12 protein-coding genes and 1 tRNA gene are annotated in these 13,081 nt (G+C 40.2%); 11 read left to right on the forward strand and 2 right to left on the reverse strand.

All coding sequences use genetic code 11. The features are described 5' to 3' along the window. The first annotated feature begins 74 nt into the window (after positions 1–74). From BM176_RS11910 to BM176_RS11955, 10 genes are all read left to right on the forward strand, one after another. A complete protein-coding gene (locus tag BM176_RS11910; RefSeq protein WP_090103131.1) occupies positions 75–1,373 on the forward strand; it encodes a 4Fe-4S dicluster domain-containing protein in 1,299 nt (432 codons plus the stop codon). A gap of 12 nt (positions 1,374–1,385) precedes the next feature. Continuing rightward, on the forward strand, positions 1,386–2,165 hold the full coding sequence (locus BM176_RS11915; RefSeq protein WP_090103133.1) for a (Fe-S)-binding protein: 780 nt from the start codon (positions 1,386–1,388) through the stop codon (positions 2,163–2,165). Positions 2,166–2,190: 25 nt separating this feature from the next. Then, positions 2,191–2,263 (forward strand) — tRNA-Gly (locus tag BM176_RS11920). A 667-nt stretch (positions 2,264–2,930) separates the two neighbouring features. Next, complete coding sequence (locus BM176_RS11925) at positions 2,931–3,389, forward strand: hypothetical protein (protein ID WP_090103136.1); 459 nt, start codon at positions 2,931–2,933, stop codon at positions 3,387–3,389. A 207-nt stretch (positions 3,390–3,596) separates the two neighbouring features. Further along, positions 3,597–4,973 carry a hypothetical protein gene (locus BM176_RS11930; RefSeq protein WP_090103138.1) on the forward strand — a complete coding sequence of 459 codons (1,377 nt, stop codon included), beginning with the start codon at positions 3,597–3,599 and terminating at the stop codon, positions 4,971–4,973. 312 nt (positions 4,974–5,285) lie between these two features. Beyond that, positions 5,286–6,047 (forward strand): DUF922 domain-containing protein, encoded by a 762-nt coding sequence (locus tag BM176_RS11935; protein WP_090103140.1) that lies wholly within the window; start codon positions 5,286–5,288, stop codon positions 6,045–6,047. A gap of 135 nt (positions 6,048–6,182) precedes the next feature. Continuing rightward, positions 6,183–6,605: a 4-fold beta flower protein gene (locus BM176_RS11940; RefSeq protein WP_143097790.1), complete on the forward strand. Its 423-nt coding sequence runs from the start codon at positions 6,183–6,185 to the stop codon at positions 6,603–6,605. Between the two features lie 100 nt (positions 6,606–6,705). Then, the gene (locus BM176_RS11945) at positions 6,706–7,386 is read left to right on the forward strand and encodes an aspartyl/asparaginyl beta-hydroxylase domain-containing protein (protein WP_090103144.1); all 681 of its coding nucleotides are present in this window, start codon (positions 6,706–6,708) and stop codon (positions 7,384–7,386) included. After that, positions 7,386–8,339: a hypothetical protein gene (locus tag BM176_RS11950; protein WP_090103146.1), complete on the forward strand. Its 954-nt coding sequence runs from the start codon at positions 7,386–7,388 to the stop codon at positions 8,337–8,339. Before BM176_RS11945 ends, BM176_RS11950 begins: the two co-directional genes overlap by 1 nt. A gap of 69 nt (positions 8,340–8,408) precedes the next feature. Beyond that, positions 8,409–8,927, forward strand: coding sequence for an adenylyl-sulfate kinase (locus BM176_RS11955; RefSeq protein ID WP_090103148.1), 519 nt, complete (start codon positions 8,409–8,411; stop codon positions 8,925–8,927). A gap of 54 nt (positions 8,928–8,981) precedes the next feature. On the opposite strand, the gene BM176_RS11960 is transcribed toward BM176_RS11955, so the two are convergent. Both BM176_RS11960 and BM176_RS11965 read right to left on the reverse strand, forming a co-directional pair. Further along, positions 8,982–10,511: a glycoside hydrolase family 28 protein gene (locus tag BM176_RS11960; protein WP_090103150.1), complete on the reverse strand. Its 1,530-nt coding sequence runs from the start codon at positions 10,509–10,511 to the stop codon at positions 8,982–8,984. Between the two features lie 6 nt (positions 10,512–10,517). Further along, positions 10,518–11,369: an oxidoreductase gene (locus BM176_RS11965; protein WP_090103152.1), complete on the reverse strand. Its 852-nt coding sequence runs from the start codon at positions 11,367–11,369 to the stop codon at positions 10,518–10,520. 198 nt (positions 11,370–11,567) lie between these two features. Between BM176_RS11965 and BM176_RS11970 the strand changes: the two genes are divergently transcribed. Next, on the forward strand, positions 11,568–13,037 hold the full coding sequence (locus tag BM176_RS11970; RefSeq protein ID WP_090103154.1) for a right-handed parallel beta-helix repeat-containing protein: 1,470 nt from the start codon (positions 11,568–11,570) through the stop codon (positions 13,035–13,037). Positions 13,038–13,081: the final 44 nt, after the last annotated feature.

The raw sequence follows: 13,081 nt of genomic DNA on the forward strand, positions 1-13,081 counted from the left end.
GTTGATAGATGATAGTCATCACCTCTCCTGTTTTTTACTTAGATTGCTGTAAATTACAAAGTCAAATCTGGTGTATGCATATAATTCAGGAGCTTTTGTTTGTAATAGCCTTCGGACTGGCAGTATACCTCTTTTCCCGCAAAGCGGCGCAAATAAGGCGCAACATACTGCTGGGAAGGGATGTAGATCTGAACGATCAACCGGCCCTGCGCTGGCGCAACCTCTTATTGCTGGCATTCGGACAGAAAAAGATGTTCCGCAAGCCGCTGGTAGCCGTATTGCATTTCTTCGTATATGCGGGTTTTGTCATTATTAACCTGGAAATCCTTGAAATTATCCTCGACGGAATCCTGGGCACACACCGGCTGTTTGCACCTGTATTGGGTTTATTATACCCTATTCTGATAGGATGTTTTGAAGTACTGGCAGTCCTGGTAATCATCGGCTGTGCGGTTTTCCTGATCCGTAGAAATATCATTAAGGTGGAACGCCTGGCCCAGCATGAACTGGACGGATGGCCACGCTCCGATGCGAATTACATCCTTATCACGGAAATTGTCCTGATGCTGTTATTCCTTACTATGAATACTGCAGATCAGGCAATGCACGAAGCGGGTCCTTTCTGGATCTCAGGACAGATTGCACCACTATTCAGTGGTCTTCCGGAAACTTCCCTGGCAACTATTGAACGCAGTTGCTGGTGGTTACATATCCTTGGGATCCTGGCATTCCTGAACTATCTCCCCTACTCCAAGCATCTGCATATCATATTGGCTTTTCCGAATGCTTACTATGCCGATCTCAGGCCCAAAGGAAAAATGGAGAACATGCCTGCTGTACAGAAAGAAGTACAACTTATGCTCCAGCCGGAACTGGCAGCCAGTGAACCGGCATCAGATGTGATGCCTAAATTCGGGGCTAAAGATGTAGCAGACCTTACCTGGAAGAACCTGTTGGATGCCTACAGTTGTACGGAATGCGGACGTTGTACTGCTGCTTGTCCGGCTAATATAACCGGTAAAAAGCTCTCTCCCCGTAAGATTATGATGGATACCCGGGACCGTGCAGAGGAGATAGGATTGCAGATAAATAAAGATGGTGCCTTTAAAGAAGATGGAAAATCATTACTCCGCGATTATATAAGTGAAGAAGAACTACGGGCATGTACTTCCTGCAATGCCTGCGTACAGGAATGCCCTGTGAGTATTAACCCGCTGCATATCATTCTGCAACTGCGTCGTCATCTTGTGATGGAAGAATCCAGTGCCCCGCAGGAATGGAATATGATGTTCAGCAACATAGAAAATAATATGGCCCCCTGGAAATTCAGTCCGGACGACAGGGACAAATGGGCTACTGAAATGAATTCCTAAACTGATATGAACATGCAAATAAAAACGATGGCCGAATATGCCGCCAGTGGCGAATCTCCTGAAATTCTTTTTTGGGTGGGATGTGCTGGTAGCTTTGATCAACGTGCACAAAAGATCACAAAAGCATTTGTTACGATACTGGATAAAGTGGGCGTCCGCTTTGCAATATTAGGCAAAGAAGAAAGCTGCACCGGCGATCCTGCCCGCAGAGCAGGTAATGAATTCATTTTCCAGATGATGGCGCAGAACAATATCATGGTACTGAACAATTATAATGTACAGAAAATTGTAACTGCCTGTCCGCATTGCTTCAATACACTACGTAATGAGTATCCCCAGTTGGGTGGTAACTACGAAGTGATCCATCATGCTACTTACCTTCAGCAACTGATAGACGCAGGTAAAATCAAGATGAAGGAAGAAGGCTCCTTTAAAGGACGCAAAATCACTTATCACGATTCCTGTTATCTCGGAAGAGCCAATAATATCTATGAAGCTCCACGCAAAGTACTGGAAGCTCTGGATGCGGAACTGGTAGAGATGAAACGCTGCAAAAGCAATGGTCTTTGTTGTGGTGCAGGTGGTGCACAGATGTTCAAGGAAGAAGAAAAAGGAACTACGCGGATCAACTTTGAACGTGGCCGTGAAGCAGTGGAAACAGGAGCTTCCGTAATAGCTTCCAACTGTCCGTTCTGCATGACGATGCTCACTGATGGTGTGAAAGAACAAGGGAAAGAAGATAGTGTAAAAGTGCTGGATATTGCGGAACTTATCGCGCAACAAATCGAATAAATCTTTACATTTGCGCACATAACAAGCGGGAATAGCTCAGTTGGTAGAGCATTAGTTTCCCAAACTAAAGGTCGCGGGTCCGAGTCCCGTTTCCCGCTCAAATTAAAAACCTTCACCAGTAAGCTTTTTAGCAAAATCACTCCTAATTGATTATAGCATTTTTTCTCAAGCCGGAACAAAACCCGGAACAAAAATGCTTTAACTGCTAGTTACAACCAGTATCCTTATAATTGAAGTATTCGATTTGAGTTATGGAAAATTTTAAGTTGATTCTGGTTATTTCGCTTGCCTGAAAGTGAAAAAAGCATGTAAAAAGGGATATATAAGTTGAAGATGTTACCTAAACCAGGTTACTGCAAATATGTAGTAACTATTGAGGGTAAAAAATACGCATACTCTAAAAAACAGGACATTATCTCTATTTACCTGAATAAGGGAAAATTATTTTTAATAAAGTTGTTAAAACCCAATAAAATGCCATGATAAAATATTAATAATGCCATACTCCATTGGAAATGAATTAAATATGTGATAACGTTTGCACAATTTTTGTTTAATTTACACCTGTAAAAAAGAGGTATATGTACAGTTTAATAAACCCACCATTGAAATTATCAGCGGAGAGACTATTATCTCCAAAGGAATTTGTGCGGTTAGTTGAGAAAAACAGATCCTCAATTGAATCAGCTAAATTTATTCCTCCCAAGTTGGGTAGTAATGACATATCTGGTCATGTACGGGTGAAACTGAAACCCGGTCATAGATATGCCACAAAATGATAAAATCGGACCAACAACTAATAATAGGCCATCCCATCCATCAGCTACCAATCTTCCTCAATTGAGTGGAGAAATAGTTAGAGATTTTTTTACTTATCAAAGCCAGGAATTCGAGCTTAAAAAACAAGAATCTGTTTCAAGAGACAAAGAATTAGATAGGGCACATGAAATTTCATTGCGCACGATGGATGTGCAAAAGGAACTCTTATTGAAAGCTCCTGAACACTCCTTTAAGCACAAATGTTTGTTTCTGACATTCATTCTTATAGTGCTTATGATAATTGCTTCTGTATTCATTTATTGCATTTATAGTGGTAATAAAGAAGTTGCTATGCGAATAATTGAAACTATTGTAATAATTGTTGGAAGTGGGGGTGGTGGATATGCCATAGGGAAAGGAAAAAAGAGTAACCCCAAAACAGAAACTGCTGAAGTAGTTGAGTAAAATAACTATTAAACCTGGCTAATTGATTAGCCAGGGACTGTAAAAAGGAAACCCAGCCTTCAGAAGGAGATATTTCATTTATTAACTTCTTATTAACCCTAATAACTCAGCGTAAACTGTACATTCATAACATTCTCAACCCCATAATTCACGTTAGCAAACTCTGTAGTAAATAACCATTATATAATTGTACAATTAACCTCAATCATGAAAAAGAATTATTTATTTCTCGCTCTGATTATAATTTCAGTTGCACTCTCCTGCAGTAAAAAGTCAAATGATGATCCTAAATCTGAAACAGGATATACCGTTATGTCTAATGGTAGAGATCCGCTGATAGTAGCCTATTCTAAAGGAGCAGACTCCATAGATTTTTTTGGTAACAGGGATGCAAACGGCGTACCGCTAATTATTAATACGATTGTAGTCCGGACTAATAATGATACTACAAAGGTCCTGATAGATGATCTTGGAAGACCCACAAATATCTTTGCATCTAATGGGATTCAGTTTCAGTTTAACTGGTTGGAAGAACAAATAGCTGCTGTTACAGTTATTTCCAAAGACGGTCAGCAGCAGATTAATACTGTAGCTGATTTTAGTAAGGCCCCGTCTGGAAGACTTCCCGTTAACACCAAAAACAGAAGAGCAGGTAAGCGATCTTCTATTCAATTCATCCCACATAATAACAGATTAGGTAATAGTACTGCAGGAGCTAAAGATGCCAGTGATGTACAGGTTAATCTGTCGGCCTGTGGATTACCCACTGATGGTAACGTTACAGTTTACCTGAAAAGTAAATCAGGCAATAACCTGGGTTATTTTCCAGCTTATTCTACCGAGAAAGGCAAGTATATAGCACAGGTGCCCACTAATAAAGCCCCTTCGTTCAATCCTGCTGAAGCATGTGAAAAGATCGCTGGCGTAATGGGAAAAGCTTGTTATGTAACCAAAGTTCCAGGGTTGCCATTACAATTATGCGCATATTTAACAATAGCTGTAGCGCTAACAGAAGTCGGTGCCCCCTTTGCACCAGCAGTGTTTGAAGCTTGCGCCAGTGCTACAACAGCACTTGCGCTTTATTGCAGTACTCTGGGTGCAGGGCCTGCACCCGGCGCGCCTTCAATAGCTACTGTACTTTGTGAGTCATCTTTTCTCAACAGAGAGTTTAAGGAAGAGATTTATCTCTATGCAGGGGTTACGGCATTACCTTCAGATGTTTATAGCCCTTGGCAGCTGGTTGCCGGAGAAGGACCATTTCCGATCCTGAGCCTTGGCCTTAGTAGTACTACCACCATCAGAAGCCTGACACTGTCTCCAGCTTCTCCAGCAACAGGAGAAGCATACGTTGCCAAGGCAGATATTTACTGCTTAAAAACAGGAGCCACCGTAACTTTAAGTATTATTGGTACGGATGAATATACTGATAGTGAAACTACTACCATAACAGACGCTCAAAAGGATGGAATTTTCACCTTAAATGTACCAGGTGCTGAGACGGGTATACAAGATGAAGTAACACTGACTATTACACAACCGGATGGTTCTACACTAACAAGAACTGCAAATCTGGTATTCAATTAATACTTTCAGGAGGCACCGATTAATCACCGGTGCCTCCTGATAATCAATGCCATTGGGCCCAGGTCATTTAAACGATTGCCACCCCTTCATTTACCTATTTGATATAACCTGATTTTATCTTCATGAATTACATTGTTTCCGCAATTTGCATTCAGTAAAAAGTTAGAAAACTGCTAAAGAATGCTCCTTCCTATTTGAATGTAACCCCTTATCTATACCTTCATGTTACAATCATCTGTCATGAAACTATTTCTTTATACGTTCTCAACCATATGTCTTTTCTCCTGTTCTCCCAGAATTCATACCGAAATCATGGGTGATAGACCTCCCCTGCCGGACAGTGCTTTGGTTGTAGTGCTCGATGAGAGAGATCGTTTTTATCGTAACGATGAAATAGGTACTATCAATTCATTTGACAACGTTCTTTCCACACATTGCACCTACGATGAAGTGATTGCCAAACTCAAGTGGATGGCAAGGTCACATGGAGCCAATCTGATTAAAATTACAATGTATAAAGAAGCGGATTACAAAAGTACCTGTGACAGGATTACTGCGAAGATATATAAGGTTGATAATGTAAAACTATACGAAAAAAAATTTGGGTGGAGCAGTGACCGTAAACTTGCATGGGAAGATTATAAGGGAAACCCTGCGGCAATTCATGAATCAAACGTAGCCGCTACAACTAATTGCCGGTTTGGTATCCGGGCAAATCCTTTATTTACATCAGGCAGGGCCAAAGTGTTTGTAACAAACGAATTTATTTGTCATCAGAGCAGTGTAAGACCGGAACAGAAAAAACCATCACTGTTAGAACATGAACAACTGCATTTTGATTTATGCGAAGTGTATGCAAGGAAGTTGCGGAAAGAACTGACCGATGCTCATCTTACTCCACTCAATGTAGATACAGTTTCAAAAGATGCTTTTTTAAAGATGTATAAATTATATAGAGAGAGACAGGACTTATATGATATAGAAACTAATCATGGGCTGGACCTGCAGGCACAGAAGCAATGGGAACATAAAATTGGGGAAGAGCTGGAAGAACTATCTGCATATACAAATTAAATATAACAAGCCGTCTTCTCCAATCCATCTTCGAAAAGAGATCCCTTCTTTCGAACCATATTATGCCTATCCTACTATCAGATTTCACAGTGCAAATACGTACCTTTCCTGAACTATTTCATCAATACCCCACACATGAAATTATGTCTTACCTTAATGATGATGTTTGCCTTTAGCATAACAGAAGCTCAGGAAATATCATTATTCAATACGAATGGGAAAGCTGTTGCCTATATCGACACAGTCGATAAGGATCTCACAATTTATCTTTGGAGTGGCAAGCCTGTTGCTTTTATTTCCGGAGAAGATGTTTACGGTTTTAATGGAAAACACCTGGGCTGGTATGCAAAGGGCATCGTAAGAGATCATAAAGGAGACCAGGTGGGTGTAACAAAAAAGGCAACAAACATGTATACCGAGTACGAACCATACAAAAGCTCTAAACAATACAAACCTTATAAAGGGCACAAGGAATACGCTCCATACAAACCGTACTGGTCAACTTCATGGTCCGACACTGATTTGAAAATATTCTTACTCCAGGGCACTAATGATTAAATGATGCATTTCAGTAGATTCCCCCTTTTAATTCTTTATAAATCATATTAATAAACATATTTATTAATAGTTTATATTAGTGCTGTCTTTAAAAGATCAAATGAATTATATCAAATTTTCGGTGTCCTACAACGAAAACAGACTTTGTACAGAACTGGAGGGGGTTTTAAAGGAAAAATGGCCTTTACACTTTAATACACGGGATTTTAATGGCGACTGGCGAAGCATTTCTTTACGCTCTGCCAGCGGGGAAAGTAATGACATTTATGCCCATGCAAACGGGGCTTATAAAAACACGCCCGTTCTTGCCAGAATGCCCTATGTAAAAGAAATCCTGGATGCATGGAATTGTGAAAAGGAAGCCATACGCCTGTTGTCATTAGCTCCGGGAAGCGTCATTAAACCCCATAAGGACCCGGGATGCGCCTATCGTGATGGAACATTCAGAATCCATATTCCTATTATAACCAATCCCGGTGTCTATTTTACAATTGCAGATGAAAAGCTGCAATTGCTGGCCGGTGAATGCTGGTATATGGATTTTAGTGCAATGCACAGCATCGTTAATCTCGGGAATACTTCAAGAGTACATCTGATTATGGATGGTATACGGAACAGCTGGACTGATCGCTTATTTGCAGCACATGGTTACAACCTTTCTGAGAAAAGCACTACAGAAAGTTATGATGCCGCTACAAAAGCCAGAATGATAGAAGAATTGGAGAAAATGAACACAGAGGCCGCAAGAAATTTAATTGCCGGTCTAAAAGGAGAGAAATAATGCAACGAGCTTTAATAGCAAACTGGATCCCCTACCGGCTTACCTATGCTGGCCAGGATGAATGGATAGTGAAATGGCTGGATTTGGGTAGTAACCGGATGATCAAACCTTTTTTTGATGAAACTATACAAATCTGCAGAATCAAACAAAGAGAAAGATCTTCATTAGAAAGTTTGTGCAACATAGATTTCATGCTTGATGCCTGCAAAGATTTAATCTCGCTGGAACCTGCATCATTTATCTTTCATGTATCCCGCTGCGGCTCCACCCTTATATCACAGGCCTTCTCTTCCCCTGAAGAGAATATAGTTATTGCAGAAGCTCCATTGCTGGATGAAATTTTAAGAGCCGCTGAAAAGCAACCGGAAATCGGCGCCAGCCGGGAAACCTGGTTCAAAGCGGCAGTAAAGGCTATGGGACAAAAGCGCAATTTCAGGGAAACCGACTACCTTATAAAATTAGACAGCTGGCATATACATTTCTATGACCTTTTACGTGAATGGTATCCGCAAACACCTTTTTTCTTTTTATACCGCAGACCAGATGAAGTAATTGCTTCGCACGATAAACGAAGAGGTATTCATGCTGTACCCGGCATGATCCCTCCTGCTCTACTCAAAACAAATGAACCCGCCCATTTTGGAGCCGATTTCAACCGATATACAGCACAGGTTTTGGAACAGTATTATTCAAAAATGCAGGATATCTGCCGGTTAAATCATCCTAACAATTTCTTCTTTGATTATGCTGATGGGTCGAATAAAATGATGGAGGCTTTTAGTCAATTTACAGGCATTTCAATAAAAGATTCAGATCAGATGAATCTCCGTTTAAAATACCACAGTAAGTCATCACAGGAGGTTTTCAAACCAGATGCTCTTTTGAACAATGAAAAATTCTTCTTTGAAGATTGTCATAAGGCTTACGAAGAATTAAGATCTCTAACTTCCTGAAGAGATCAGGCTTCATCCATCATTTTGTTAACAGGGACAAAACATTTATTATCGTTTCTTAAAATTACAATGGGTCAAATAATTCAGTTTACTGGTTTATCCGGAACGGGCAAAACCACGCTGTCCAATGCTTTGCTTGAATGGGGAAATCATCTCAATCTAAAAATCAAATTAATAGACGGAGATGTTTACCGTCAAACCCTTTGTAAAGATCTTGGGTTTAGTAAAACAGACCGTCTGGAAAACATTGCCCGCTTGGGGGCTTATGCCTGGTCAATCGCAGAAGCCTATGATTTTATATGCATAGCAGCAATCAACCCTTATGAAGAAGCCAGAAACAACCTTAAACTGCAATACGGAGCCTCATTAATCTGGCTGAAATGTGACCTGGAAGCATTGATAGGAAGAGATCCTAAAGGGCTTTACAGGAAAGCCCTGCTCCCTGATACACACCCGGACAAGATTCGTAATCTGACCGGGCTGAATGATACCTTTGAAGAACCTGTAAATGCAGACCTTACAATAGATACAGGTAAATTAAACCCTGATGAAGCACTTGCTCAAATTGTAAATTTCCTGATCATATAACTTAGAACCAAATTGATGGTCAATTTGGTTCTAAGTGCCTTTTTTTACATTGGGTTACTTTATCAATACTGCTCCCTTTTTATATGGTAACTGCATTCGTTCCAATGATTGATTCTTCACCTTATTTAAAATAATGACAGGCTGAGAAGCAGCCTTTGCAACCTGAACATTGTCAAGTTTCAATCCATCAACATCGTCAAATATGCAGGCAGTACGAAACTCAGTACCTGTATAACTCAGCTTTACATTTTTCATTTTTATGCCATCAGCATGCCTTACATAAAATCCCCATGCAGGCAATTCGCCAAACATGGAAAATTCCGGGTAGTCAGCTATTTTCTCCGGGATGTTTTCCAGTGAATCAGGACTGAAATAAGCTACTTGTTTTTTAGCACCACCACCATAAATTATCTCAATATTCTCTAGTGTAATATCATTCGCATGATAACCTGGGATACCACTGATTGATGATGGGAAAATATTATGAGCAAATAATTCGCGCGGCCCCTCCATTTGGTAACCGGCATCTGGTTTACCGGCAGGTACCTGTACCTTAACGTTACCAATATAAATTTTGCTAAGCTGCCCGGGAGCTACTTTTGCCTGGCGCTTACCTAATCTTATAAAGATGGCATTGCCGGTATTTTTTGCAGTTACACCTCTAATGTCTATATCTTCTATTATTCCGCCGTCTACTGTTTCAATCGCAACGGCAGACCTGAAGGTATTATACACATAAATGTTTTTGACGGTTATCTTTTTAAAACCTCCGAACGAAGCGGTTCCCATTTTAAACGCACTCGCACTGGAGCGTATCCTGCAATTGGCAATGTAAATATTTTCACAAAGCCCCTTAGGATCGTACGATTTTAAACATATACCATCATCAGCCACATTGAAAAAGCTATTGGTCAGCTTCACATTTTTGCAATCAACCAGGTCAATACCATCATTATTTAAAAATGTATTGCTTTCTACCTTGATGCTATCAATAACCATATCTGTACAGCTCCGGTAATCCTGTATCCAGCATAAGCCATTTTTTATGGATATATTTTTGATGATGATATTCCGGCAGTTCTTAAATTCGATCAGTTTAGGCCTGTTGTCTTCTTCGGGTCTCATTTGTCCCCACTCATTATATTTTTGCCATTCGCTGTCTTTAAGAGTGCCATTCTTAAGCATCACATAAATATCCTTTAATAGCAGTGCTGCCTGCCCGTCGATAGTACCTGGACCAGTAATAGCTATATTTTGCTGCTCTTCAGCAATAATTAAGGCCGATGCTTTTTCAGGACCATAATCGATTCGTTTTGTAGTTGCCATTAATATGGCGTTTGCAGCAAGATGCAGATCAACACCTGATTTTACCTTAATCACCCCGGTAACAAATTTCCCGGCAGGAACTAATACTTGTCCGCCACCACTTGAAGCCGCTTTATCTATAGCATTTTGGATAGCAGAGGTGTTATTGGTTTTACCATCAGCTTTGGCGCCATAAGCTACTATGTTATATATTTTTTGCTGAGCTGCAAGCTTAAAAGTGACTACGGAAAGCATTACGAACAGAAATACCGGTTTCATATTATTTTATTTATTTAAATCGTCCAATTTAGTATTAATAGCATCCGATTCCCATTCAGTAAGATCTTTTAAAAGATTTTTGCTATGGTCCCTGATTGTATTTACCGCATCCTCGCCCAGTTGTAATCTTAATGGGGTACTTTCTGCGGCCAGTGCCTTATCAATGACAACAGCGGCCTTAAAAGGATCGCCTACTTGTGCGTCATGCAATCCTCTGGCAAAATTCCTTGTGTTTCCAACGGTATCCTGATAAGCTGTTATCTCCGGCATATACTTCATGGCCGAACCTGTTAATTCAGTTCTGAAATTACCTGGTTCTACAATAAGTACTTTAACTCCGAAGGGCGCTACTTCAGCAGCTAATGCCTCTGAAAGGCCCTCAAGTGCAAATTTTGAAGCAGAGTAGGCTCCAAATCCTGCAAATGATAGCTGTCCGCCTAAACTACTTATATTAACAATTGCTCCCGATTTCTGTTGTCTGAATATCGGAATTAAAGTCTGGGTTACACTTACTGCACCGAAAAAGTTTGTTTCCATTTGGGCGCGTAGCTCATTTTCAGGCGTTTCTTCCACGGCACCCACTATGCCATATCCGGCATTATTAATCAGAACATCAATCCGGCCAAAGCGGCTGACAGCTTTTTGAACTGCATTGGAAACTTCAGCACGATCATTTACATCCATTTTTAATGCTTCTACCTGATCCGGTGCAATAGCTTTTATTGTTTCCAGTTTATCCAAACGCCTTGCTGTAATTACTACATGGTAACCTTGCTGAATAGCATATTCTGCAAATGACTTTCCAAAGCCTGAGGATGCTCCGGTGATAAACCATACTTTTTTTACCTTGTTCTCCATGGTTATATTTTTTTGTTAAACAACGTACGAAAGATACTAATCTGAATTAAAATTTCAGAAATAACTTATATAAATTGACAAGGATATTGTATTATTGTAGAGCTATCATACAGCCACCAACGCTGGTAGCAGAAAAGAATGGAAATAAATCCCCTGACCCATTCTGAAAAATAACTCAGTATATAATGACCATCGAATATGAAAAATAATACTTTTATTCTTATCGTTCTGCTTTGTCTTATTTGCTTTATATATCCTGCATCTGCTACCGTTTATTATGTAGCAAATAATGGCAGTGACAGCAACACAGGTACTTTAAGTCAGCCTTTTCTTACCATACAAAGAGCTCAGACTTCGGTGATAGCTGGTGATACTGTTTACATTCGTGGTGGTTTATATTCCATGACAGAGGCCCAGATAGCCCAGTTCTCAAGCATTTGGGCATATGTTACCTTGCTTAATAAAAGTGGTAGCTCCGGCAAACGTATCAATTATTGGGCTTACCCCGGAGAGAAACCGGTGTTTGACTATTCAGCTATTAAACCCGCCGGATACAGAATAAATGCTTTCCAGGTTACAGGCTCCTGGATACATATCAAAGGACTTGAAGTAACCGGTGTCCAGGTCACAATTACTACTCATACCCAAAGTGAATGTTTTGAAAACCAGGGTAACAACAATATCTATGAAATGCTAAGTATGCATGATGGGAAAGCTATTGGTTTCTATTTAAATAAGGGTGGTAATAACCTGATATTGAATTGTGATGCTTATAATAACTGGGATAACGTTTCTGAAAATCAAAAAGGAGGTAATACCGATGGCTTTGGTTGTCACCCAAACAAATATGGAGCAGGTTATGTAAACAATGTTTTCAGAGGATGCAGGGCATGGTTTAACAGCGATGACGGATATGATTGTATCAATGCTTTTGAAGCAGTCACGTTTGAGAACTGCTGGGCTTTTTACAATGGTTATTCCACCTCTTTTGCCAGCCTGGGTGATGGTAACGGTTTTAAAGCAGGGGGATATGGAGTCTCTGCTTCACCTGATGTGCCCACAGTTATTCCACGCAACAATATCAGATTTTGTTTAAGTGTACGGAACAAATCCAATGGCTTTTATTCCAACCATCATTTGGGCGGAAGTAACTGGTTCAACAACTCTGCTTATAATAACTCAGTGAATTATAATATGCTTAACAGAAGTTCAGATTTTACCGCAGACGTTCCCGGGTATGGTCATAATCTGAAAAATAATCTGGGCTATGGTGGCCGAAGCGCAGAGTATAGCAATATAGACTTTACTACCTGCAATGCTGATACCAATTATTTCAATTTGCCAGTCACTGTTAGTAATGCTGACTTTTTAAGTGTTGATCAAAGTTTGTTAACTGCAGCAAGACAGGCGGACGGTAGTTTACCGGCGAATGATTTTATGCATCTGGTATCAGGCAGTGATCTGCTGAATAAAGGAATAAACATCGGTTACCCATTCAATGGCTCAGCACCCGACCTGGGCTGCTTTGAAGCATCCAGTAACGCATGGGTTTCATCCTCCTATTCTCTCTTTTTTATCCATTTTATCATTGAAGATAATTTGATTGTCCGCTACCGTTTATTGGAAGATAGTTATGAGGTAGCAAAGGCATTAACCCTAAACAAGTAATAATACTCAAACAAGCAGAACCTTTTGGTGGGCTCAGAAAAAAA

The organism is Chitinophaga sp. CF118 (genome assembly GCF_900112615.1).
Taxonomy (GTDB): Bacteria; Bacteroidota; Bacteroidia; order Chitinophagales; family Chitinophagaceae; genus Chitinophaga.